Genomic DNA, 23255 nt, shown 5'->3' on the forward strand with positions numbered 1-23255 from the left:
AGTAGAAAATGTTAAGACAAGGCTAGGCGCTGATAGCTAAGAGAAGACCCTATAACTTAGACACCTAAGACTCGCTATGCTTCTTCATCCAACTCTAAATCAATATTCAATGGTTCAGGCGACAGGATAATTCCGGTGCTATCAGCATAAATGTAATCTTCTGGAAGGAAGCTAACGCCGCCAAAGTTGACTGGTACATCCAATTCGCCAATACCCTGACTGGTCGCTCCAACAGGAATAGAAGCGAGGGCTTGAATGCCTAAGTTCATATCTTCAAGTTCATCTACTTCACGAACACAGCCGTAAACGACAATGCCTTCCCACTCGTTTTCTTCCGCAATGGTTGCGATTTCTGCATCGATAAGGGCTTTACGTAGGGAACCGCCACCGTCAATTAACAAAACGCGACCAAGTCCATCTTGCTCTAATGTCTCGCGGATCAACGAATTATCTTCAAAACACTTGATGGTGGTGATTTGCCCGGCAAATGAAGCGCGACCGCCAAAGTTACTGAACATTGGTTCAACCACATCTACCTGATCGAGGTAGATATCACAGAGTGCTGAGGTATTGTATTCCATAGCGTACCTTTCTAAACAGAAATTGGTTGTCTTTGAGTATATCTAGGCATTAAGTCAATGCAATGACAATCCTTTTTTAACTTACTAGAGTTTGAGCTACCACAATTGTTGCAAACAAAACGTTGGTGACTAGAGAGCATTTCACGATGACTGGCATCATTGGTGCTATTTGAGCAGGCTTTTGTGTATGCCAAACCGCTTTACCATGATCGGCCACGAAATAAATACTAAGTAAGAATGGCAAGCTAATCCAAACGGGTTTGTCTTGAATTAACAAGTAAGCCGCAAAGGCAAGGATAGCTCCGCCAAGTAAAATAAAGTGGTACTGTTTGGCTTTACGTTGACCTAAGCGTACCGCCACCGTGCGTTTACCACACTCTCGGTCGTTCTCTATATCACGCATATTGTTGATATTGAGGACTGCAACGGCGAGTAAACCGCAGCCTAAAGCAGGTAAGAATAGCGTGGTGTCTACGTGACCAGTATGCAAGAAGTAGGTACCGGATACGCCGAGTAAACCAAAAAACAAGAATACTGATATATCGCCAAGCCCCACGTAACCGTATGGTTTGCTACCCATGGTATAAGCAATGGCGGCGAGAATGGCCAAAATTCCCAGCCCGATAAAAGTAACAATGCTTTCCAGTGAACTTAGTGAATAGAAAACTAACACCAAGCCTGAGATTGCGGTCAGAACGATGTTAAAGATAATCGCTTGTTTCATCTGTTTAGCACTTACCGCGCCAGACTGCATCGCTCGTAATGGGCCGAGGCGTTTGTCATTATCTGTACCTTGAACGGCATCGCCATAGTCGTTTGCCAGGTTGGACAGAATTTGCAGCAATGTCGCGGTTACGAAAGCCATGATGGCAATCGTCAGTGAGAAATGACCCGCCGAGTAGGCGAGCACGCTACCTGTTAAGATAGAGACCAATGCCAGAGGTAATGTTTTTGGACGAGCGGCTTCAAGCCAGATCTGTAGAGATTGTTTCATGGAAATTTCGTGCTAGTAACCAATGTGCCCAGTATAAGCACAAAGAGGCAGATACGCTATTGACCTAAAACAACTCAACTAGAAGTCAAAGGGTTATTCAGAATCTATCATCCGGTTGTGCAGTGGTGAAGGTGAGTGGGAAAGAAAGGCGTTTGCTGTTAGCAGATTCTTAGTCTCGCTTGAGCTCGCTAGAATGACGAGATCTTTTTTGATTTAGGTATTGTCAAAGTCACCGTCATTCTGAACAACGAGTGTGATTCAGAATCGATCATCCGATTGTGCGGTGGTTAAGGTGAGTGGGGAAGAATAGGCGTCTGCTGTTGCCAGATTCTTAGTCTTGCTTAAGCTCGCTAGAATGCGAGATCTTTTGATTTAGGTGTTGTCAAAGTCACCGTCATTCTGAACAACGAGTGTGATTCAGAATCGATCATCCGATTGTGCGGTGGTGAAGGGGAGTGGGAAAGAATAGGCGTCTGCTGTTACCAGATTCTTAGTCTCGCTTGAGCTCGCTAGAATGACCAGGTCTTTTGATTTAGATGTTGTCTAAGTCACCGTCATTCTGAACAGCGAGGAACGAGGTGATTCAGAATCTATCGTCCCGGTTGTGCGGTGGTGAAGGTGAGTTGGAAAGAATAGGCGTCTGCTGTTACCAGATTCTTAGTCTTGCTTAAGCTCGCTAGAATGCGAGATCTTTTGATTTAGGTGTTGTCACAGTAACCGTCATTCTGAACAGCGAGGAACGAGGTGATTCAGAATCTATCGTCCCGGTTGTGCGGTGGTGAAGGTGAGTGTGAAAGAATAGGCGTCTGCTGTTACTAGATTCTTAGTCTCGCTTGAGCTCGCTAGAATGACGAGATCTTTTTGATTTAGGTGTTGTCACAGTAACCGTCATTCTGAACAGCGAGGAACGAGGTGATTCAGAATCTATCGTCCCAATAGTGCCGTGGTTAAGGTGAGTTGGAAAGAATAGGCGTCTGCTGTTAGCAGATTCTTAGTCTCACTTGAGCTCGCTAGAATGACGAGAACTTTTGATTTAGGTGTTGTCACAGTGGCCGTCATTCTATACAAAAAGCCCAGAAACAAGGTTCTGGGCTTTGGTAAAATAGATTGCGATTAAAGAATAAAGCGGCTTAGATCTTCATTTTCAATCGTGTCGCCTAGGCGCGCTTTCACGTAAGCGGAATCAATAACGAATTTAGCGCCAGATTGCTCCGCTGCATCGTAAGAGATTTCATCCATCAAGCGTTCCATTACGGTGTGTAAGCGACGAGCACCGATGTTTTCTGTGCTTTCGTTGACCGTCCATGCCGCTTCCGCGATTTGCGTGATGCCGTCTTCTGTGAATTCGATGTCCACATCTTCCGTTTTCATCAACGCAACGTACTGCTCTGTTAGAGAGGCTTTTGGTTCTGTCAGAATGCGTTTGAAGTCGTTGCTGCTTAGTGCTTCTAGCTCAACACGAATTGGTAGACGACCTTGCAATTCTGGGATCAAGTCAGATGGTTTTGCCACTTGGAATGCACCAGATGCAACAAACAGAATGTGGTCTGTTTTTACCATGCCGTGCTTGGTTGATACCGTGCTGCCTTCAATCAATGGAAGTAGGTCGCGCTGAACACCTTCGCGTGAAACGTCTGGGCCTGAGCTCTCGCCGCGTTTACAGATCTTGTCGATCTCATCGATAAATACGATGCCGTTGTTTTCAACGTTGAAAATCGCTGCTTCTTTTAGCTCTTCTTGGTTTACCAGTTTCGCCGCTTCTTCTTCCGCTAACGCTTTCATTGCGTCTTTGATTTTCAGCTTACGTTTTTTCTTAGTGTCGCCTGCCAGGTTTTGGAACATGCCTTGCAGCTGGTTAGTCATCTCTTCCATACCAGGAGGCGCCATGATCTCTACGCCCATCTGCGGTGCGGCTACGTCGATTTCAATTTCTTTATCGTCTAGTTGGCCTTCACGCAGTTTCTTACGGAAGATCTGGCGAGTGTGAGAAGACTCTTCCGTTTGCTCTGCTTGACCCCAACTATCACGTGCTGGTGGCAGTAGCGCATCAAGAATGCGTTCTTCTGCTTGCTCTTCTGCGCGGAATTTCACTTTCTCCATTGCTTGTTGATGCGTCATTTTCACAGCGACATCGGTTAGGTCACGGATGATGGTTTCAACTTCTTTACCAACGTAACCCACTTCGGTGAATTTTGTCGCTTCAACTTTGATGAAAGGGGCATTTGCCAGTTTTGCGAGGCGTCGTGCGATTTCAGTCTTACCAACACCAGTAGGGCCAATCATCAAGATGTTTTTTGGCGTCACTTCGGCACGCAAGCTTTCTTCAAGCTGCATGCGGCGCCAGCGGTTACGAAGTGCAATCGCAACCGAACGTTTGGCTTTTTCTTGACCGATAATGTGGCGGTTCAATTCATGAACGATTTCGCGAGGCGTCATTTCAGACATATTCTTTCCTTACTTCGTTACGATTACGCGGTTGGTTTTTCAGGCTCTACTGTTGAGTCTAGCTCTTCTACCGTGTGGTGATGGTTAGTGAAGACACAAATGTCACCCGCGATATTGAGAGCTTTTTCCGCGATCTCACGAGCATCTAGATCTGTGTTTTCTAGTAGGGCGGTTGCGGCAGCTTGTGCGTAAGCACCACCAGAGCCAATCGCAATCAGGTCGTGTTCTGGCTGTACGACATCACCATTACCGGTAATGATTAACGATGCGGTTTCGTCGGCAACGGCAAGTAAGGCTTCGAGCTTGCGCAAAGCACGATCGCTACGCCAGTCTTTGGCTAGCTCAACTGCCGCTTTGGTTAGGTGACCTTGGTGCATTTGCAGTTTGCTTTCGAAGCGCTCAAAAAGGGTGAAGGCATCCGCAGTACCGCCGGCAAAGCCCGCTAGTACTTGGTTGTTGTATAGGCGGCGAACTTTGCGCGCATTACCTTTCATTACGGTATTGCCTAGAGATACTTGGCCATCACCCGCGATGACGACTTTATTATTTCGACGTACAGATACAATGGTAGTCACAGTCGACCTCTTGATTATTTCTCTTTGGATTTAATTCAGTATATGGGGGAGGAGAAATGGGGATTCAAGGGGGCAAAAAGAAAGGCCCTAGGATCTTAGCTCCTAGGGCCTGAGTTTAAAGATTTTCTTTCCAAATCGCACACGGCTCGATTTTCGCGCGTTGCAGTTTATGGCGGTCACGTTCTGCATCACGTTTGAACTTATACGGACCTAGCACCACGCGATACCATGAACTGCCTTCTTTCTTACGAATCTTGCTCGACATCCCTTGGAACGCGATTGCAAGCTTGCGCTCTTCCGCTTGTGCCTGAGTTTTGTACGCGCCACACTGCATGATGTAAGGAATTTTAGAAACTTCAATTTCTTTAGCCACAACTTCAACTTCACGTTTCGGTAGTGACTCAACATATTCCCATTTTTCTTCTGGTGGTGGCGGCAAGTCTTTTTTCGGCTTTGGTTTGCTGACAGTGGTTGTTGGCTGCTTCACGACTGGTTGTTTAGGTTCTGGGTCGCTACTCAAAAGGTAAAGACCATAGCCAAAACCGCCCACGAGCAAGATAGCGAGCAGGCCACTGCGCCAAGGTTTTTTTCTTCTCGGCGGCTGTTTTTTTGTCGACTTTTTTGGGGCGCCTCGCCCCCGTCTTACATAATCTCTATTTGCCACGGTTATTTCTGGTCATCAAGGATTCTTGCAAATATGTTAATCCAGAACGAGTTGAGAAAACACCCTATTGATAGAATCTTGATAGCTAAAGCGCGACAACGTCCGAGTGTAGGAGTGTGTTTCCGTTCTCGCTTATGTTTATTCGGGGATATACAAAAAGCAGGAGGGGTAAATAAAAAGCGGCGCCTTGGCACCGCTTTGGGGATGAATACCTAATCTTTAGGTTAAGGGCGCTGTGGTGGCGCTGCACTTCCACGAATGACGAGATTAGTTTCAAGCAGACGCGAGCCTGAATGCACGTCGTGGCCTTTTAACATCTCGAGCATCATTAGCATCGCTTGTCGACCAATCTCATAGCGAGGTTGAGAGATGGTGGTCAACGGTGGATCGCAGTACTGAGCGAAGTTAATGTCATCAAAGCCCACAACAGAGAGATCTTGCGGTACTCGTAAGCCAAGCTTTTTCGCTTCTTGAATTGCGCCGATGGCCATTGTGTCACAGTGACAGAAAATAGCCGTTGGTGGTTCTGGCAATTCGAGCAGTTTACGAACGGCTTTTGCTCCGCCATCAAAAGAGAACTCAGTAATGACACTATATTGTGGATCTTTATTGATGCCGGCACGGCGCAGGGCTTGTTGGTAGCCTTGCTGGCGGAACTGACACAATATTGCTGTATCTGGTCCAGAGATTTGAGCAATGCGTTTATGACCTAATTGAGTCAAGTAATTCACCGCTTCAAATGCTGAGGTCAGGTTATCAATATGTACTGTCGGAAGCTCGAGCTCTGGCGCAAATTCACACGCCATTACCATCGGAGGTAAGTTCTTTTGCTCTGGCTTACTGACATCGAATGGTAGATCTGTACCAAGCAGTAGCATTCCATCTGCCTGCTTAGTAAATACGAGGTTTACGAAAGAGCTTTCGCGTTTCTTCTGTTGTCCGCTATCGCCCAGCAGGACTAGATAGCCATGTTCCATGGCTGCATCTTCAATACCGCGAATAATTTCAGAAAAATAAGGATCACAGATGTCGGGAACGATAGTAACAATGGTTTTTGATTCGTTTCTACGTAAGTTACGCGCTAATGAGTTTGGAGAATAACCCGCTTCAAGTACGGCATCTTCTACTCTCTTTCGTGTAGAAGAAGAGACTTTCTCTGGATTCATTAAGGCTCGAGATACCGTAGCCGTAGACACTCCCGCAAGCTGGGCAACATCCTTCATTGTCGCCATAGTTTTTAACCTCTCATTTATTTTTTGCCAAGATGACGTTATTCCGGTTTGAAATCAGAGTAATCAAACCGAGTTAGAGCTGTGTTTGCTCTTCGCTCAGTTCGTGTTAACGAGTGGGAAAATGGATTCTTCACCGCGATATCAATTTGTGGGAATAGTCATTGTTTTAATCTAAGCCTGTGCAAACAAGTCACTTTAGACTTTTCTAATTTGGATAGTCTATTCATTTCTAAAGTGAAAGTTACGGTCTGTTTAACAAAAACTGTAATCTTGGTGTGATTCTGGTCACATTAAATGGTAATTCATTACATAGTTAAACGTTTGCTAGCTGAGATCTTGTGGTTCTATGTCTAAATTCCAGCGTACTTTCTTAGCATTTGGCAACAACTCAATAGCAGGTTTGGCACTGGTTAATAACTTTTGCATCAATGAACGATGCTGAGTTTGCAGTAATAGTTGCCAACGGTATTTACCAGCCCGCTTGGCCAAAGGTGAAGGAGTAGGGCCTAACACCATGCAGGAATCATCGAACAGAGGGTGTGACTCTAACGTAAAGCGAACCTGACGCAGGAAGTCTTCAACTACCTCACTTTGGTTCGCCTCTGCTTTAAACAGAGTCAAGAAACTATAAGGCGGAAGCTGAGCCAATTTGCGTTCTTCCAGAGCAGTCATAGCAAAGTGGCGATAGTTTTTTTGAAGCAGGGCCTGCAGCAAGCTGTGCTCAGGATGGTGGGTTTGTAGGATAACCTCGCCAGGTTTACTTGCGCGGCCGGCACGACCTGCGACTTGAATAAACAACTGCGCTAGTCGCTCGGAAGCGCGGAAGTCACTACTATAGAGAGAGCCATCAACATCCAAAAGAGCAACGAGCGTTACATTTGGAAAATGGTGCCCCTTAGCCAGCATTTGGGTGCCAATCAGAATTTGATGTTCACCTTTACGAATCGATTCAAGGGCATCTTCCAAACTACCTTTGCGACGTGTGCTGTCTCTGTCGATGCGAATGGCGTTGTATTCTGGAAATAACTGAGCCAATTGTTGTTCGAGTTGTTCCGTTCCTACGCCGACGGTAACCAATTGGGTTGAACCACACCCCTGACATTGATGAATCACCGGTTGTTGTGAGCCGCAGTGATGGCAGCGTATTTCGTTGCTGTAATGGTGGAACGTATAGTACGCATCACAGCGTTTACATTCTGCAATCCAACCGCATTCATGGCACATCAAAGCGGGCGAAAAGCCTCGACGGTTAAGAAACAACATTACTTGATTGCCCGCTTTTAAATGCTTGCGCATCTCGGCAATCAGTTGGGCAGATAAGCCACTTTCTAAATACTGACCTTTTACATCTAACACTTTATTAGTGGTTGGCACGGCAGAGCCAGCTCGTTGGGTTAGTGTTAAATGGTGATATTTGCCTGACAAGGCATTGTGCAATGTCTCCAGTGCAGGTGTGGCTGAGCCCAGAACAATCGGAACTTGTTCTTTATGAGCGCGCATGACAGCAACATCGCGTGCATGATAACGCAAGCTATCTTGCTGTTTGTAAGAGGTGTCATGTTCCTCGTCCACAATGATAATCCCGAGATCAGCAAAAGGCGCGAGTAGGGCAGAGCGTGTGCCGATAATGATTCCGGCCGCTTTGTCGCGTGCAGAAAGCCACGCATTCAGACGCTCCGTCTCGTTTAACCCGGAGTGGATGACGTCAACTGGCACATTAAAACGGCGTTTAAAGCGGTTGATGGTTTGGGGCGTTAAGCCAATCTCTGGTACTAAAACCAAGGCTTGTTTCCCTTGCTCTAAAACTGGCTTGATAAGGTTGAGGTACACTTCTGTCTTACCTGAGCCCGTGACGCCTTCTAATAAATAGGAGGCAAAACCTGTTTGGCTATTTACACTCGCAATAGCCAGCGCTTGTTCGTGGTTGAGCTTTGGCTTTTCGACGTCGCATTCAACGTGCTGTCCCCACTGGGTGATTACAGGCTTCTTCTCGATACGTTCAATCCAGCCTTTCTCTTCTAAAGACTTTAGTACTGTTGAGGCTATCTCTTGGTCGACAAATTCCTGGTGAGGCAAAGCGCCGTTAACCAACATTTGCAAGACCTTTTGTTGTTTGACCGCTCGACGATCAAGCCCTTGCATCAGCTTGTCTTTACCGGATTCGGTAATTTGCCACTCTTGTAGCGTCGCAAAATCTGCAGGCTTTCCTTTACGTAGAGCTGCTGGCATCGCATTGTGTAGCGTATCTCCAAGTGGGTATTGGTAGAACTGGCTGCACCAAGTCAGCAACGAATAAAGCTTTTCAGACCATATCGGCTGAGAATCAAGAACTGCTTTGATTGGCTTGAGTTGATCTTTGGGAAAGTCCGAGTGATTAACCATCGCGGTGACGATGCCAACTAACGTTTGGCGTCCAAAAGGTACGGAAACGCGTCCACCAATGACCGGAAACAGGTGCCCCGGAATGGCGTAATCAAATTGTTTGTCGAGCGGAACGGGTAATGCCACTCTAGCAATGGTTGGACGCATAAATTCTTAGCTATTAAAAAAGAGGGAAAGGAAATGAGAGTCTATTAAAATCGGTATGGAAATTCGAGTAAAGCAATGCGATTCAGCGTGAATCGTGCCTCTATGATTAGTCTGGCTAAAAAAGTGGCGAAAAAGTTGCCAAATGTGTTGATCCGAGCAATGTGATTCTTTACTATATCGCGCCTTGAGATATGGCTTCGGCAATTAGTTGATGCGGTATCCCATTTTATTATTAATTGCGTGTGGTGTGCGGCTTAGATTCGTATAGCGACACGGCCTACTATTGAGGTTATCCCATGAAAGCTGGTATCCACCCAGAATACAAAGCAGTAAAAGCGACTTGTTCTTGCGGCAACTCTTTTGAGTTCAACTCTACTCTAGGTAAAGAGTCTATCCACCTAGACGTATGTGACAAGTGTCACCCATTCTACACTGGTAAGCAACGTATCGTTGATACAGGCGGCCGTGTTGATCGCTTCAACAAGCGTTTCGGTGCACTATCAAGCGGTAAGAAATAATAGCAGCCGCTATTACGATTACAGTTTAGAAAAGGACGCTTCGGCGTCCTTTTTGTTTTAATGGCTACCAAGCGAAGAGGAATGTATGGGGTTTGGAATATTCCCGATTATTTTTCACTCAGCGCTTGCAACCTAAAGTGTGATCTGTATAATGCAGCGCACTGGTTAAGCCAGTTGTGAACCAATGAGCAGTGAGGAGCGAGCAAATCTAAGGATTTGTGAGGTAATGTATACTCAGCTTATGTTCGCGGTTAATACAATTAGCTATCTTTTCTTCGGAAAAACTATCCTCAAAGGTGACTTTGGCATATAGGGATAGTTAATCGAAAATTAACTGACAATGCGTCCTAATCTTGGATGCTACGGTTTCACATAAATCAATCGGCATTCTCTCGTCTTGACGAGTTTGAGTGGCGATATTGTTTGTGTAATTTATTAAATTTGGAGCTCTGTCTCATGCAGAACCAACGTATCCGTATCCGCCTAAAAGCTTTCGATTACAAACTAATCGATGCTTCTACAGCGGAAATCGTTGAAACAGCTAAGCGCACTGGCGCACAGGTTCGTGGTCCAATCCCACTGCCAACTCGTAAAGAGCGTTTCACAGTTCTTATCTCTCCACACGTTAACAAGAAAGCACGTGACCAGTACGAAATCCGTACTCACAAGCGTCTAATCGACATCGTTGAGCCAACAGACAAGACTGTTGATGCTCTAATGCGTCTAGACCTTGCTGCGGGCGTTGACGTTCAAATTAGCCTAGGTTAAGGGAGATTAGAAGTATGATTGGTCTAATCGGTCGTAAAGTGGGCATGACCCGCGTATTTACTGAAGAAGGCGTTTCTATCCCAGTAACAGTTGTTGAGGTTGAAGCTAACCGTGTTTCTCAAGTGAAAACTCTTGAAACTGACGGCTACGCAGCAATCCAGGTTACAGCTGGTTCTAAGAAAGCTAACCGTGTAAACAAAGCTGAAGCAGGTCACTTTGCTAAAGCTGGCGTTGAAGCTGGTCGCGGTCTTTGGGAATTCCGTTTAGAAAACGGCGAAGAGTTCGAAGTTGGTTCAGAACTAACTGTTGAACTATTCAACGAAACTAAGAAAGTAGACGTTACTGGTACATCTAAGGGTAAAGGTTTCCAAGGCGCTGTTAAGCGTTGGAACTTCCGTACTCAAGATATGACTCACGGTAACTCATTGTCTCACCGTGCTCCTGGTTCTATCGGTCAATGTCAGACTCCAGGTCGCGTATTTAAAGGCAAGAAAATGGCAGGTCACATGGGTGCTGAGCGTGTAACGACTCAAAACCTAGAGATCGTACGTGTTGACGCTGAGCGCAACCTGCTTCTTATTAAAGGTGCAGTCCCAGGCGCAACTGGCGGCAACGTGATCGTTAAACCAGCTGTTAAAGCATAACGTCTCAGGAGTAAGTAATGGAACTAATGGTTAAAGGTGCCGATGCACTAACTGTTTCCGAAACTACTTTCGGACGTGAGTTTAACGAAGCTCTTGTACACCAAGTAGTTGTTGCGTACGCAGCAGGTGCTCGTCAAGGTACTCGTGCTCAAAAAACACGTTCAGAAGTTTCTGGCGGTGGCGCTAAGCCATGGCGTCAAAAAGGTACTGGCCGTGCGCGTGCTGGTACAATCCGTAGCCCAATCTGGCGTACAGGTGGTGTTACTTTTGCTGCGAAACCACAAGATCACAGCCAAAAAGTAAACAAAAAAATGTACCGTGGTGCTATGAAGAGCATTCTTTCTGAGCTTGTTCGTCAAGAGCGTCTAATCGTTGTTGATAACTTCTCAGTTGAAGCACCAAAGACTAAAGAGCTAGTTGCTAAGCTTAAAGAGCTTGAGCTAACTGACGCTCTAATCGTGACTAGCGAAGTAGATGAGAATCTATTCCTAGCTGCTCGTAACCTATACAAAGTTGACGCACGTGATGTTGCTGGTATCGATCCAGTATCTCTAATCGCGTTTGACAAAGTTGTAATGACTGCAGAAGCAGTTAAGCAAGTAGAGGAAATGCTAGCATGATCACTGAAGAGCGTATCCTAAAAGTTCTACGTGCACCGCACATCTCTGAAAAAGCAACTATGGCAGCTGAGAAAGCGAACACTATCGTTTTCAAAGTAGCTAAAGATGCGACTAAAAAAGAGATCAAAGCAGCTGTAGAAAAGCTATTTGAAGTTGAAGTTAAGTCTGTAAATACTCTTATCACTAAGGGTAAGACCAAACGTCAAGGTCTACGCCAAGGTCGCCGCAGCGACGTTAAGAAAGCGTACGTTACTTTGAAAGAAGGTCAAGATCTTGACTTCGTTGGCGGCGCGGAATAACAGGAGTAGTTAAAAATGGCTATTGTTAAATGTAAGCCGACTTCCCCTGGTCGTCGTCACGTTGTTAAAGTTGTTAACGCTGACCTACACAAGGGCAAGCCATACGCACCTCTTCTAGAGAAAAACTCTAAGAACGGTGGTCGTAACAACAAGGGTCGTATCACAGTACGTCACATCGGCGGTGGTCACAAGCACCACTACCGTGTAGTTGACTTCAAACGTACTAAAGATGGTATTCCAGCGACAGTTGAGCGTCTTGAATACGATCCAAACCGTAGCGCAAACATTGCTCTAGTTCTTTACAAAGACGGTGAGCGTCGCTACATCCTAGCACCTAAAGGTGTTGTAGCTGGTGATGTTATTCAGTCTGGTGTTGATGCACCAATCAAAGCTGGTAACACTCTACCAATGCGTAATATCCCAGTAGGTTCAACAGTACATAACGTTGAACTTAAGCCTGGTAAAGGTGGTCAGCTAGCTCGTTCGGCTGGTGCTTACGCTCAAATCGTTGCTCGCGACGGTGCGTACGTAACTATCCGTCTACGTTCTGGCGAGATGCGCAAAGTTCTTTCTGAAGGCCGTGCAACAATCGGTGAAGTTGGTAACTCTGAGCACATGCTACGTGAACTTGGTAAAGCAGGTGCATCACGTCATCGCGGTATCCGTCCAACGGTTCGTGGTGTTGTAATGAACCCGATTGACCACCCACATGGTGGTGGTGAAGGCCGTACTTCTGGTGGTCGTCACCCAGTATCTCCTTGGGGTATGCCTACTAAAGGCTTCAAGACTCGTAAGAACAAACGCACTGACAAGTACATCGTACGTCGTCGTAACAAGTAATCTATATAAAGAGGAATCGCCATGCCACGTTCTCTCAAGAAAGGTCCTTTTATTGACCTACACTTGCTGAAGAAGGTAGAGAAAGCGGTGGAAAGCGGAGACAAAAAGCCTATTAAGACTTGGTCCCGTCGTTCAATGATCATCCCTACGATGATCGGTTTGACCATCGCTGTCCATAATGGTCGTCAGCACGTACCAGTATTTGTAACTGATGAAATGATCGGTCACAAACTGGGTGAATTCGCACCAACACGCACTTACCGCGGTCACGCTGCGGATAAGAAAGCTAAGAAGCGCTAAGGAGTAGATAATGGAAGCAATTGCTAAACATAACTTTGCTCGCATTTCGCCTCAGAAAGCTCGCTTAGTTGCGGATCTAATCCGTGGTAAATCTGTTGACCAAGCTCTAGAAATCCTAACGTTCAGCAACAAAAAAGCTGCTGCACTAGTTAAGAAAGTTCTAGAGTCTGCTATCGCTAACGCGGAGCACAACGAAGGTGCAGATATTGACGATCTGAATGTCGCAAAAATCTTTGTAGATGAAGGCCCAACCATGAAGCGTATTATGCCTCGTGCTAAAGGTCGTGCGGATCGTATCTTGAAGCGTTCAAGCCACATCACTGTTGTTGTAGCAGATCGCTAGAGACTAGGAGAGTAAGCAATGGGTCAAAAAGTACATCCAAATGGTATTCGTCTAGGCATCGTTAAGCCTTGGAATGCTACATGGTTTGCTAACACCAAAGATTTCGCTGACAACCTAGACGGCGACTTCAAGGTACGTCAGTTCCTTACAAGTGAACTGAAAAAAGCGTCTCTATCACGTATCGTTATCGAGCGTCCTGCTAAGAGCATCCGTGTGACTATTCACACTGCTCGTCCAGGCGTTGTTATCGGTAAGAAAGGTGAAGACGTTGAGAAGCTACGCGCAGCTGTAGCTAAAATTGCAGGTGTACCAGCGCAAATTAACATCGCTGAAGTACGTAAGCCTGAACTAGATGCGCAACTTGTTGGTGACAGCATCGCGTCTCAGCTAGAGCGTCGTGTTATGTTCCGTCGTGCTATGAAGCGCGCAGTACAAAACGCAATGCGCCTAGGCGCTAAAGGTATCAAAGTGGAAGTAAGCGGTCGTCTAGGCGGCGCTGAAATCGCACGTTCAGAGTGGTACCGTGAAGGCCGTGTGCCTCTACACACTCTACGTGCTGACATTGATTACGCAACTTCTTCGGCTCACACTCAATACGGTGTGATCGGCATTAAAACTTGGATCTTCAAAGGTGAAATCCTAGGTGGTATGCCAGCAGCTAACGCTGTAGAGCCTAAAGGCGACAAGCCTAAGAAGCAGCGTAAAGGCCGTAAGTAAGGAGTCGACAGATGCTACAACCTAAACGTACTAAGTTCCGTAAGGTTCAGACTGGTCGTAACCGTGGTCTAGCTAAAGGTACTGATGTAAGCTTCGGCGAATTCGGTCTTAAAGCTGTTGGCCGTGGTCGTCTAACTGCTCGTCAAATCGAAGCGGCACGTCGTGCAATGACACGTCACGTTAAGCGTCAAGGTAAAATCTGGATCCGTGTGTTCCCAGACAAACCAATCACAGAAAAACCACTTGAAGTTCGTCAAGGTAAGGGTAAAGGTAACGTTGAGTACTGGGTAGCCCAAATCCAACCTGGTAAGGTTATGTACGAAATGGGTGGTGTACCTGAAGAATTGGCACGTGAAGCGTTCCGTCTTGCGGCACGTAAACTGCCTTTCAAAACTACATTTGTAACTAAGCAGGTGATGTGATGAAAGCACAAGATCTACGCGAGAAAAGCGTTGAAGAGCTTAACGCTGAGCTAATGAATTTGCTACGCGAACAGTTCAACTTGCGCATGCAAGCTGCGACTGGTCAACTACAGCAAACTCATACTCTGAAAGCTGTACGCCGTGATATCGCACGTGTGAAAACTGTTTTGACTGAGAAGGCAGGCGCATAATGAGCGAAGTAAAACGTACTCAACAAGGTCGTGTTGTTAGCGACAAGATGGACAAGTCTATCACTGTTGCTATCGAACGTTTCGTAAAACACCCAATCTACGGTAAATACGTAAAACGTACGACTAAAGTACACGCACATGACGAGAACAACGAGTGTGGCCTAGGCGACACAGTTGAAATCGCAGAGTGTCGTCCACTGTCTAAGACTAAGTCTTGGACTTTGGTAAAAGTTCTAGAAAAGGCGAAGATTTAATCTCGTTAATTCTATGAAACTAAAGCGGCTCCAAAATATTTTTGGAGCCGTTTATTTTTTGACTACCCAATCACAAAAAAGGGTGGTACAATTCGCGTCCCTTTTAAAGAGGCAGCCCGACCCGTGATGGGTCTAGTTATTAATATTTAGCGGAGCACTAACATGATCCAAATGCAAAGTATGCTGGACGCAGCTGATAACTCAGGCGCACGCAGCGTAATGTGTATTAAGGTTCTGGGTGGCTCTCACCGCCGTTATGCACATATCGGTGACGTCATCAAAGTTACTGTGAAGGAAGCAATCCCTCGCGGTAAAGTTAAAAAAGGTGATGTTCTGAAGGCGGTGGTAGTGCGCACCCGTAAAGGCGTACGTCGTCCTGACGGTTCTGTCATTCGCTTCGACCGAAATGCTTGCGTATTGCTAAACGACAATACTGAGCAACCAATCGGTACACGTATCTTTGGTCCTGTGACACGCGAACTTCGTGGCGATAAGTTCATGAAGATCGTTTCACTGGCTCCAGAAGTTCTGTAAGGAGCACGTAGAAATGGCAGCTAAAATCCGTCGTAATGACGAAGTAATCGTTCTTGCTGGTAAAGACAAAGGCAAGAAAGGTAAAGTAACTAAGGTTCTAGCAACTGGTAAAGTTATCGTTGAAGGTATCAACCTAGTTAAGAAACATCAGAAACCTGTTCCAGCTATGGGTATCCAAGGCGGTATCGTAGAGCAAGAAGCAGCTATCGACGTTTCTAACGTGGCTATCTTTAACGCAGCTACTGGTAAAGCTGACCGTATCGGTTTCCGTTTTGAAGACGGCAAAAAAGTTCGTTTCTTCAAGTCTAACGGCGAAACCGTTTCTAACTAATAGAAGTAATTTGGAGTTCTACTATGGCGAAACTGCATGATTACTACAAGTCGTCTGTAGTCGCTGAACTGACCAAACAGTTCGGTTACACAAGCGTCATGCAAGTCCCTAGAATCGAGAAAATCACCCTAAACATGGGTGTTGGTGAAGCAATCAACGATAAGAAACTGCTAGAAAATGCAGCGTCTGATATGGCAACGATCTCTGGTCAAAAGCCACTTATCACAAAAGCGCGCAAATCTGTTGCAGGTTTCAAAATCCGTGAAGGCTACCCTATCGGTTGTAAAGTAACCTTGCGTGGCGAACGTATGTGGGATTTTCTTGAGCGTTTAATTAACATCGCTCTTCCACGTGTACGTGACTTCCGTGGTGTTAGCGCTAAGTCTTTTGACGGTCGCGGTAACTACAGCATGGGCGTTCGCGAGCAAATCATCTTCCCGGAAATCGACTTTGATAAAGTTGATCGAGTACGCGGTCTAGACATCACTATTACGACGTCTGCTGGTACTGATGAGGAAGGCCGTGCTCTGCTGGCTGCCTTTAACTTCCCATTCCGTAAGTAAGGTGAAGGGTTACTGTTATGGCTAAAAATTCAATGAAAGCACGTGAAGCAAAACGTGCGAAGCTAGTAGCTAAGTTCGCTGAAAAGCGTGCAGCGCTAAAAGCTATCATCAGCGATGTAAACGCATCTGAAGAAGATCGTTGGAACGCGGTTCTTACACTGCAATCTCTTCCACGTGATTCAAGTGCATCACGTCAGCGCAACCGTTGCAACCAAACTGGTCGTCCACACGGTTACCTACGTAAGTTCGGTCTAAGCCGTATTAAGGTTCGTGAAGCTTGCATGAAAGGCGAGATTCCGGGTCTTCGTAAGGCTAGCTGGTAATTGCCACTTAATCATTTGGAGTAAATCATATGAGCATGCAAGATCCGATTTCGGATATGCTGACCCGCGTTCGTAACGGTCAGGCAGCAAACAAAGTTGCTGTAAAAATGCCTTCTTCAAAGCTTAAAGTTGCAATTGCTGCACTACTAAAAGCTGAAGGTTACATCGTTGACTTCGCTGTTGAAGGCGAAGCAAAACCTGAGCTAGAAGTTACACTTAAGTACTTCCAAGCTAAACCAGTAATCGAGCAACTTAAACGTGTTTCTCGTCCAGGTCTACGTGTTTACAAGAAGAAAGATGAACTTCCTTCTGTAATGGGTGGTCTTGGTATTGCTATCGTTTCTACTTCCAAGGGTCTTATGTCAGACCGCGCTGCACGTAAAGCAGGTCTTGGTGGTGAAATCATCGCTTACGTAGCTTAATAAGGAGTAGACTATGTCTCGTGTTGCAAAAGCACCTGTCGCTATTCCAGCTGGCGTAGAGGTGAAACTAAACGGCCAAGAAATCACTGTAAAAGGTGCGAAAGGCGAACTAACTCGCGTTCTTAACAACGCAGTTGTAATCGCTCAGGAAGAAAATAACCTGACTTTCGGTCCTAAAGAAGGTGTTGCTAACGCATGGGCTCAAGCAGGTACTGCTCGCGCTCTAGTTAACAACATGGTTGTTGGTGTTACTGAAGGCTTTACTAAGAAGCTAACTCTTAAAGGTGTAGGTTACCGTGCTGCTATCAAAGGCAACGCTGTAGGTCTAACACTAGGCTTCTCACACCCAGTTGAGCACGAGTTGCCAGCGGGTATTAAAGCTGAATGTCCAAGCCAAACTGAAATCGTGATCACTGGTGCTGACAAGCAACTAGTTGGTCAAGTTGCGGCTGACATTCGTTCTTACCGTGAGCCTGAGCCATACAAAGGCAAAGGTGTTCGTTACGCAGATGAAAATGTGCGTACTAAAGAAGCTAAGAAGAAGTAAGGTAACACTATGGATAAGAAAGCATCTCGCATCCGTCGTGCTACACGTGCACGTCGTAAGATTGCAGAACTGGGTGCGACTCGCCTAGTTGTACACCGTACTCCTCGTCACGTGTACGCACAGGTTATCGCGGCTAACGGCTCTGAGGTTATCGCAGCAGCTTCTACTGTAGAAAAAGCGATCCGTGAGCAAGTGAAATACACTGGTAACGTTGATGCAGCTAAAGCAGTGGGTAAAGCTATTGCTGAGCGCGCTCTAGAGAAGGGCGTAACTGCAGTTGCATTTGATCGTTCTGGTTTCCAATACCACGGTCGAGTAGCGGCGCTAGCAGAATCTGCTCGCGAAGCTGGTCTGAAATTCTAAGGTAGGGTTGGAAGATGGCTAAAGAACAACAAGTTCAAGCGAATGATTTGCAAGAAAAGCTAATCGCAGTTAACCGTGTTTCTAAAACGGTTAAAGGTGGTCGAATCATGAGCTTCACTGCACTAACAGTAGTTGGTGACGGTAACGGTCGTGTAGGTTTCGGTTACGGCAAAGCTCGTGAAGTACCTGCAGCGATTCAAAAAGCAATGGAAAAAGCGCGTCGTAACATGACTACGATCGCTCTAAACGAAGGCACTCTTCACCACCCAGTGAAAGGTCGCCATTCGGGCTCTAAAGTTTACATGCAGCCTGCTGCAGAAGGTACTGGTGTTATCGCAGGTGGTGCGATGCGTGCAGTACTAGAAGTTGCTGGTGTACACAACGTACTATCTAAAGCGTACGGTTCTACGAACCCTATCAACATCGTTCGTGCAACGATCGATGCACTAGGTAGCATGAAGTCACCAGAAATGGTTGCTGCTAAACGTGGTCTAACTGTTGAATCTATTTCGGAGTAAGAACACCATGGCAACTATTAAAGTAACTCAAACTAAAAGCTCAATTGGTCGTCTGCCAAAGCACAAAGCTACTTTGCGCGGTCTAGGTCTTCGTAAAATCAACCACACAGTAGAACTTGAAGATACTCCGTGTATTCGCGGTATGATCAACAAGGTTTACTACATGGTTAAAGTTGAGGAGTAATCAGAATGCGTTTGAATACTCTAGCACCGGCTGCTGGCGCGAAAACTTCTGCGAAGCGAGTAGGTCGTGGTATCGGTTCAGGCCTAGGTAAAACTGGTGGCCGTGGTCACAAAGGTCAAAAATCACGTTCTGGCGGCAGTGTTCGTCCAGGTTTCGAAGGCGGTCAGATGCCTCTGAAACAACGTCTACCAAAATTCGGTTTCACTTCTCGTAAGAGCCTAGTGTCTGCTGAAGTTCGTCTAGCTGAGCTAGCGAAAGTTTCTGGTGACGTAGTTGATCTAAACAGTCTTAAAGCTGCTAACATCATCACTAAGAACATCGAATTTGTAAAAGTTGTTCTTTCTGGTGAAATCAACAAAGCAGTGACTGTTAAAGGTCTACGTGTGACTAAAGGCGCTAAAGCTGCAATCGAAGCTGCAGGCGGTAAAATCGAGGAATAATCTCGAGGAACGAGGTACAGATGGCTAAGAAACCAGGACAAGATTTTCGTAGTGCTCAGAGCGGCTTAAGTGAACTAAAGTCGCGCTTGTTATTCGTAATTGGTGCACTTTTAGTATTCCGAGCCGGCTCTTTTGTGCCGATTCCTGGTATTGACGCTGCTGTACTTGCCGATTTGTTCGAACAGCAAAAAGGTACCATCGTTGAAATGTTTAACATGTTCTCCGGTGGTGCTCTTGAGCGTGCATCTATATTAGCATTGGGCATCATGCCGTATATTTCGGCATCTATTGTTGTCCAATTGCTAACTGTAGTTCATCCAGCGTTAGCTGAACTCAAAAAAGAGGGTGAAGCAGGCCGTCGTAAGATAAGCCAATACACACGCTACGGCACGCTTGTACTTGCAACCTTCCAAGCTATAGGTATTGCAACTGGCCTACCAAACATGGTCGACAATCTGGTTGTTATCAACCAAACCATGTTTACGCTAATTGCTACCGTAAGTTTAGTAACCGGTACCATGTTCTTGATGTGGTTAGGTGAACAAATTACAGAGCGCGGAATTGGTAACGGTATTTCGATACTGATTTTTGCAGGTATTGTTGCTGGATTGCCTTCTGCAATCGGTCAAACAATCGAGCAAGCGCGTCAAGGTGAATTGCATGTACTTCTTCTGTTGCTAATCGCGGTATTAGCTTTTGCAGTAATTTACTTCGTTGTTTTCATGGAACGTGGTCAACGCCGAATCGTCGTTAACTATGCGAAACGTCAACAAGGTCGTAAAGTGTTTGCTGCGCAAAGCTCGCACTTGCCTCTTAAAATTAACATGGCAGGTGTAATTCCAGCGATTTTTGCATCAAGTATTATCTTGTTCCCAGGAACATTGGCTCAGTGGTTTGGTCAAAACGGTGAGAGCAGCGCGTTCGGTTGGTTAACTGACGTGTCTTTGGCTCTTAGCCCAGGTCAACCGTTGTATGTAATGCTTTATGCAGCAGCAATTATCTTCTTCTGTTTCTTCTACACGGCGTTGGTTTTCAACCCGCGTGAAACAGCAGATAACTTGAAGAAGTCTGGTGCATTCGTACCCGGTATCCGCCCAGGTGAGCAGACAGCGAAATACATTGATAAAGTAATGACACGTTTAACCCTTGCTGGTGCACTGTACATTACCTTTATCTGTCTGATTCCCGAGTTCATGATGGTCGCGTGGAACGTACGTTTCTACTTCGGCGGTACATCGCTACTAATCGTAGTTGTTGTAATTATGGACTTTATGGCACAGGTACAGACTCATCTGATGTCTCAACAGTATGATTCTGTGTTGAAGAAAGCGAATCTGAAAGGCTACGGCCGTTAATCCGGCGGTAGACTCAGTTTCATTTACGGAGTTTAGCAATGAAAGTTCGTGCTTCCGTTAAAAAAATCTGCCGTAACTGTAAAGTAATCAAGCGTAACGGTGTCGTTCGCGTGATTTGCAGTGAGCCAAAGCACAAACAGCGCCAAGGCTAATTAGCAGAAATTTTTACTTGAAAATGAAGGTTGGGTCGAGTATATTCCTCGGCCTACCTTTTGCGTGCAAAAGAAGTAGTATTCCGCAGCGTATCCATAACGGGCTTTGCTGCGGCTAATTCTTTTATAGAAACACTTAGGAGTGAATAATGGCCCGTATAGCAGGCATTAACATTCCTGATCAGAAACATGCAGTAATCGCTCTAACAGCGATCTACGGCATCGGTAAAACTCGCTCTCAAGCTATCCTAGCTGAAGTGGGTATTGCTGAAAATGTTAAGATCAGTGAACTAACTGAAGAGCAGATCGATCAACTGCGTGATGGTGTAGCTAAGTACACTGTAGAAGGTGATCTACGTCGTGAAGTATCTATGAACATCAAGCGTCTTATGGACCTTGGCTGTTACCGTGGTCTTCGTCATCGTCGCAGTCTACCACTACGTGGACAGCGTACTAAAACCAACGCTCGCACCCGTAAGGGTCCGCGTAAGCCGATCAAGAAATAATCGGGAAGGTAGAGTACAATGGCTAAACAACCAACTCGCGCTCGTAAGCGCGTACGCAAGCAAGTTGCAGATGGCGTTGCGCACATCCATGCTTCTTTCAATAACACAATCGTAACCATTACTGACCGTCAAGGTAACGCTCTTGCATGGGCTACTGCAGGTGGTTCTGGTTTCCGTGGTTCTCGTAAGTCTACTCCGTTCGCTGCACAGGTTGCTGCTGAGCGTTGTGCTGAAATGGCTAAAGAATACGGCCTAAAGAACTTGGAAGTTATGGTTAAGGGTCCTGGTCCAGGTCGCGAATCTACTGTTCGTGCACTAAACGCCGCTGGTTTCCGCATCACAAACATCGTTGATGCTACACCAATCCCTCATAACGGTTGTCGTCCACCTAAGAAACGTCGCGTATAACGTTTCTAGGACAATTGGAGAAGAATCATGGCAAGATATTTGGGTCCTAAGCTGAAGCTTAGCCGTCGTGAAGGCACTGACTTATTCCTTAAGTCTGGTGTTCGCGCGATCGATACCAAGTGTAAAATTGATAACGCACCAGGTGTACACGGCGCTCGTCGCGGTCGTCTATCTGAGTATGGCGTTCAGCTTCGTGAGAAGCAAAAAGTACGTCGTATGTACGGCGTTCTAGAAAAACAATTCCGTAACTACTACAAAGAAGCTGCTCGCCTAAAAGGCAACACTGGTGAAAACCTACTTCAGCTTCTTGAAGGTCGTCTTGATAACGTAGTTTACCGCATGGGCTTTGGCGCAACTCGCGCAGAAGCACGTCAGCTAGTTAGCCACAAAGCTATCCTAGTAAACGGTAAAGTTGTAAACGTTCCTTCTTTCAAAGTAGCGGCTAATGACGTTGTTTCTATTCGCGAGAAAGCTAAACAGCAAGCTCGTATCAAAGCAGCTCTAGAAGTTGCTGAACAACGTGAAAAACCAACTTGGATTGAAGTAGATGGTGGCAAGATGGAAGGTACATTCAAGCGTATGCCTGAGCGTTCTGATCTATCAGCTGACATCAACGAACAATTGATCGTCGAGCTTTACTCTAAGTAAGGTTTAAACTAAAGAGAGGACACAATGCAGGGTTCTGTAACAGAATTTCTTAAGCCACGTCTAGTTGACATCGAACAAATCAGCTCGACTCACGCAAAAGTAACTCTTGAGCCATTAGAGCGTGGCTTTGGTCATACTCTGGGTAATGCACTTCGCCGCATCCTTCTATCTTCTATGCCAGGTTGTGCTGTAACAGAAGTAGAAATTGAAGGCGTACTTCATGAGTACAGCACGAAAGAAGGCGTTCAAGAAGATATTCTTGAAATTCTTCTAAACCTTAAAGGTTTGGCTGTGCGCGTTGCCGAAGGCAAAGATGAAGTGTTCATTACTTTGAACAAATCAGGCTCGGGCCCTGTGGTTGCAGGTGACATCACCCATGATGGTGATGTAGAGATCGCTAACCCTGAACACGTAATTTGTCACCTAACGGATGACAACGCTGAGATCGCAATGCGTATCAAAGTTGAACGTGGTCGTGGTTATGTTCCAGCTTCTGCGCGTATCCATAACGAAGAAGACGAGCGTCCTATCGGTCGCCTACTAGTAGATGCTACTTACAGCCCAGTAGACAAAATTGCCTACGCTGTAGAAGCAGCTCGTGTAGAACAGCGTACTGATCTAGACAAGCTTGTTATCGATATGGAAACAAACGGTACTCTAGAACCTGAGGAAGCAATCCGTCGTGCAGCTACAATCCTAGCTGAACAATTGGATGCATTCGTAGATCTTCGTGATGTACGAGTTCCTGAGGAGAAGGAAGAGAAGCCAGAATTCGATCCGATCCTACTGCGTCCTGTAGACGATCTTGAACTAACAGTTCGCTCTGCTAACTGTCTGAAAGCAGAAGCGATTCACTACATCGGTGATCTAGTACAACGTACTGAGGTTGAGCTACTTAAAACGCCTAACCTTGGTAAAAAGTCTCTTACTGAGATTAAAGACGTACTTGCGTCACGTGGTCTGTCTCTGGGCATGCGCCTAGAAAACTGGCCACCTGCATCAATCGCTGAAGATTAATCGATACT

General features: G+C 45.9%; 35 protein-coding genes. 28 read left to right on the forward strand and 7 right to left on the reverse strand.

Features of this window, described 5'->3' with window-relative positions; all coding sequences use genetic code 11:
* Nucleotides 1-74 precede the first annotated feature (74 nt).
* The 7 genes from rraA to priA all read right to left on the reverse strand — a co-directional run bounded on the left by rraA (nt 75) and on the right by priA (nt 9020).
* Entirely contained in the window at nt 75-581 is a 507-nt protein-coding gene (gene rraA / locus R7Q09_RS11315; protein ID WP_005379537.1) for a ribonuclease E activity regulator RraA, read from the reverse strand.
* Between the two features lie 76 nt (nt 582-657).
* A complete protein-coding gene (locus tag R7Q09_RS11320; protein ID WP_005383178.1) occupies nt 658-1575 on the reverse strand; it encodes a 1,4-dihydroxy-2-naphthoate polyprenyltransferase in 918 nt (305 codons plus the stop codon).
* A gap of 1113 nt (nt 1576-2688) precedes the next feature.
* Entirely contained in the window at nt 2689-4020 is a 1332-nt protein-coding gene (gene hslU / locus R7Q09_RS11325) for an HslU--HslV peptidase ATPase subunit (RefSeq protein ID WP_318070461.1), read from the reverse strand.
* Nucleotides 4021-4043: 23 nt separating this feature from the next.
* Nucleotides 4044-4595, reverse strand: coding sequence for an ATP-dependent protease subunit HslV (gene hslV / locus R7Q09_RS11330; protein WP_005383176.1), 552 nt, complete (start codon nt 4593-4595; stop codon nt 4044-4046).
* 115 nt (nt 4596-4710) lie between these two features.
* Entirely contained in the window at nt 4711-5259 is a 549-nt protein-coding gene (ftsN, locus tag R7Q09_RS11335; RefSeq protein WP_017820300.1) for a cell division protein FtsN, read from the reverse strand.
* A 224-nt stretch (nt 5260-5483) separates the two neighbouring features.
* Complete coding sequence (gene cytR, locus R7Q09_RS11340) at nt 5484-6512, reverse strand: DNA-binding transcriptional regulator CytR (RefSeq protein WP_254901949.1); 1029 nt, start codon at nt 6510-6512, stop codon at nt 5484-5486.
* A 303-nt stretch (nt 6513-6815) separates the two neighbouring features.
* Nucleotides 6816-9020, reverse strand: coding sequence for a primosomal protein N' (priA, locus tag R7Q09_RS11345; RefSeq protein ID WP_318070462.1), 2205 nt, complete (start codon nt 9018-9020; stop codon nt 6816-6818).
* 296 nt (nt 9021-9316) lie between these two features.
* On the opposite strand from priA, the gene rpmE reads away from it, so the two are divergent.
* The 28 genes from rpmE to R7Q09_RS11485 all read left to right on the forward strand — a co-directional run bounded on the left by rpmE (nt 9317) and on the right by R7Q09_RS11485 (nt 23247).
* Nucleotides 9317-9538, forward strand: coding sequence for a 50S ribosomal protein L31 (gene rpmE, locus R7Q09_RS11350; RefSeq protein ID WP_005379546.1), 222 nt, complete (start codon nt 9317-9319; stop codon nt 9536-9538).
* A 456-nt stretch (nt 9539-9994) separates the two neighbouring features.
* Nucleotides 9995-10306 carry a 30S ribosomal protein S10 gene (gene rpsJ / locus R7Q09_RS11355; RefSeq protein ID WP_004410492.1) on the forward strand — a complete coding sequence of 104 codons (312 nt, stop codon included), beginning with the start codon at nt 9995-9997 and terminating at the stop codon, nt 10304-10306.
* Nucleotides 10307-10320: 14 nt separating this feature from the next.
* Nucleotides 10321-10950, forward strand: coding sequence for a 50S ribosomal protein L3 (rplC, locus tag R7Q09_RS11360; RefSeq protein ID WP_005379555.1), 630 nt, complete (start codon nt 10321-10323; stop codon nt 10948-10950).
* A gap of 17 nt (nt 10951-10967) precedes the next feature.
* A complete protein-coding gene (rplD, locus tag R7Q09_RS11365) occupies nt 10968-11570 on the forward strand; it encodes a 50S ribosomal protein L4 (RefSeq protein ID WP_005379556.1) in 603 nt (200 codons plus the stop codon).
* Nucleotides 11567-11869, forward strand: a complete 303-nt coding sequence (rplW, locus tag R7Q09_RS11370) for a 50S ribosomal protein L23 (RefSeq protein ID WP_004398471.1) — start codon at nt 11567-11569, stop codon at nt 11867-11869. The genes rplD and rplW overlap by 4 nt, the downstream gene beginning before the upstream one ends.
* Before the next feature lie 15 nt (nt 11870-11884).
* Nucleotides 11885-12709, forward strand: coding sequence for a 50S ribosomal protein L2 (gene rplB, locus R7Q09_RS11375; RefSeq protein WP_005383168.1), 825 nt, complete (start codon nt 11885-11887; stop codon nt 12707-12709).
* A 21-nt stretch (nt 12710-12730) separates the two neighbouring features.
* Nucleotides 12731-13009 carry a 30S ribosomal protein S19 gene (rpsS, locus tag R7Q09_RS11380; RefSeq protein WP_004394525.1) on the forward strand — a complete coding sequence of 93 codons (279 nt, stop codon included), beginning with the start codon at nt 12731-12733 and terminating at the stop codon, nt 13007-13009.
* 10 nt (nt 13010-13019) lie between these two features.
* Nucleotides 13020-13352, forward strand: a complete 333-nt coding sequence (rplV, locus tag R7Q09_RS11385) for a 50S ribosomal protein L22 (RefSeq protein ID WP_005383164.1) — start codon at nt 13020-13022, stop codon at nt 13350-13352.
* Between the two features lie 18 nt (nt 13353-13370).
* On the forward strand, nt 13371-14069 hold the full coding sequence (gene rpsC, locus R7Q09_RS11390) for a 30S ribosomal protein S3 (RefSeq protein ID WP_005383161.1): 699 nt from the start codon (nt 13371-13373) through the stop codon (nt 14067-14069).
* A gap of 11 nt (nt 14070-14080) precedes the next feature.
* A complete protein-coding gene (gene rplP, locus R7Q09_RS11395; RefSeq protein WP_005379577.1) occupies nt 14081-14491 on the forward strand; it encodes a 50S ribosomal protein L16 in 411 nt (136 codons plus the stop codon).
* Nucleotides 14491-14682, forward strand: a complete 192-nt coding sequence (gene rpmC / locus R7Q09_RS11400) for a 50S ribosomal protein L29 (RefSeq protein ID WP_005379576.1) — start codon at nt 14491-14493, stop codon at nt 14680-14682. Before rplP ends, rpmC begins: the two co-directional genes overlap by 1 nt.
* Nucleotides 14682-14936: a 30S ribosomal protein S17 gene (rpsQ, locus tag R7Q09_RS11405; protein WP_005379575.1), complete on the forward strand. Its 255-nt coding sequence runs from the start codon at nt 14682-14684 to the stop codon at nt 14934-14936. Before rpmC ends, rpsQ begins: the two co-directional genes overlap by 1 nt.
* 162 nt (nt 14937-15098) lie before the next feature.
* A complete protein-coding gene (rplN, locus tag R7Q09_RS11410; RefSeq protein ID WP_004410450.1) occupies nt 15099-15470 on the forward strand; it encodes a 50S ribosomal protein L14 in 372 nt (123 codons plus the stop codon).
* Between the two features lie 13 nt (nt 15471-15483).
* Nucleotides 15484-15801, forward strand: a complete 318-nt coding sequence (gene rplX / locus R7Q09_RS11415) for a 50S ribosomal protein L24 (protein WP_005379574.1) — start codon at nt 15484-15486, stop codon at nt 15799-15801.
* Between the two features lie 23 nt (nt 15802-15824).
* Nucleotides 15825-16364 carry a 50S ribosomal protein L5 gene (rplE, locus tag R7Q09_RS11420; RefSeq protein WP_005379573.1) on the forward strand — a complete coding sequence of 180 codons (540 nt, stop codon included), beginning with the start codon at nt 15825-15827 and terminating at the stop codon, nt 16362-16364.
* Nucleotides 16365-16381: 17 nt separating this feature from the next.
* Nucleotides 16382-16687, forward strand: a complete 306-nt coding sequence (gene rpsN, locus R7Q09_RS11425; RefSeq protein ID WP_004410442.1) for a 30S ribosomal protein S14 — start codon at nt 16382-16384, stop codon at nt 16685-16687.
* A gap of 29 nt (nt 16688-16716) precedes the next feature.
* Complete coding sequence (gene rpsH / locus R7Q09_RS11430; protein WP_005379572.1) at nt 16717-17109, forward strand: 30S ribosomal protein S8; 393 nt, start codon at nt 16717-16719, stop codon at nt 17107-17109.
* 13 nt (nt 17110-17122) lie between these two features.
* Complete coding sequence (rplF, locus tag R7Q09_RS11435) at nt 17123-17656, forward strand: 50S ribosomal protein L6 (protein WP_005379570.1); 534 nt, start codon at nt 17123-17125, stop codon at nt 17654-17656.
* 9 nt (nt 17657-17665) lie between these two features.
* Entirely contained in the window at nt 17666-18019 is a 354-nt protein-coding gene (gene rplR / locus R7Q09_RS11440; protein WP_005379568.1) for a 50S ribosomal protein L18, read from the forward strand.
* 14 nt (nt 18020-18033) lie between these two features.
* The gene (rpsE, locus tag R7Q09_RS11445) at nt 18034-18537 is read left to right on the forward strand and encodes a 30S ribosomal protein S5 (RefSeq protein WP_004745894.1); all 504 of its coding nucleotides are present in this window, start codon (nt 18034-18036) and stop codon (nt 18535-18537) included.
* 7 nt (nt 18538-18544) lie between these two features.
* Nucleotides 18545-18721, forward strand: coding sequence for a 50S ribosomal protein L30 (gene rpmD / locus R7Q09_RS11450; RefSeq protein WP_005379565.1), 177 nt, complete (start codon nt 18545-18547; stop codon nt 18719-18721).
* A gap of 5 nt (nt 18722-18726) precedes the next feature.
* Nucleotides 18727-19161: a 50S ribosomal protein L15 gene (rplO, locus tag R7Q09_RS11455; RefSeq protein WP_005383155.1), complete on the forward strand. Its 435-nt coding sequence runs from the start codon at nt 18727-18729 to the stop codon at nt 19159-19161.
* Between the two features lie 20 nt (nt 19162-19181).
* Nucleotides 19182-20516: a preprotein translocase subunit SecY gene (gene secY / locus R7Q09_RS11460; protein ID WP_005379562.1), complete on the forward strand. Its 1335-nt coding sequence runs from the start codon at nt 19182-19184 to the stop codon at nt 20514-20516.
* A 38-nt stretch (nt 20517-20554) separates the two neighbouring features.
* Nucleotides 20555-20668 carry a 50S ribosomal protein L36 gene (gene rpmJ, locus R7Q09_RS11465; RefSeq protein WP_000868186.1) on the forward strand — a complete coding sequence of 38 codons (114 nt, stop codon included), beginning with the start codon at nt 20555-20557 and terminating at the stop codon, nt 20666-20668.
* Between the two features lie 149 nt (nt 20669-20817).
* Entirely contained in the window at nt 20818-21174 is a 357-nt protein-coding gene (rpsM, locus tag R7Q09_RS11470) for a 30S ribosomal protein S13 (RefSeq protein ID WP_005383154.1), read from the forward strand.
* An 18-nt stretch (nt 21175-21192) separates the two neighbouring features.
* Nucleotides 21193-21582, forward strand: coding sequence for a 30S ribosomal protein S11 (gene rpsK, locus R7Q09_RS11475; protein WP_001118870.1), 390 nt, complete (start codon nt 21193-21195; stop codon nt 21580-21582).
* Between the two features lie 27 nt (nt 21583-21609).
* Nucleotides 21610-22230, forward strand: a complete 621-nt coding sequence (gene rpsD / locus R7Q09_RS11480) for a 30S ribosomal protein S4 (RefSeq protein ID WP_005383146.1) — start codon at nt 21610-21612, stop codon at nt 22228-22230.
* 24 nt (nt 22231-22254) lie between these two features.
* The gene (locus R7Q09_RS11485; protein WP_005383143.1) at nt 22255-23247 is read left to right on the forward strand and encodes a DNA-directed RNA polymerase subunit alpha; all 993 of its coding nucleotides are present in this window, start codon (nt 22255-22257) and stop codon (nt 23245-23247) included.
* Nucleotides 23248-23255: the final 8 nt, after the last annotated feature.

The sequence above is a fragment of the Vibrio sp. 2130-1 genome (assembly GCF_033339515.1).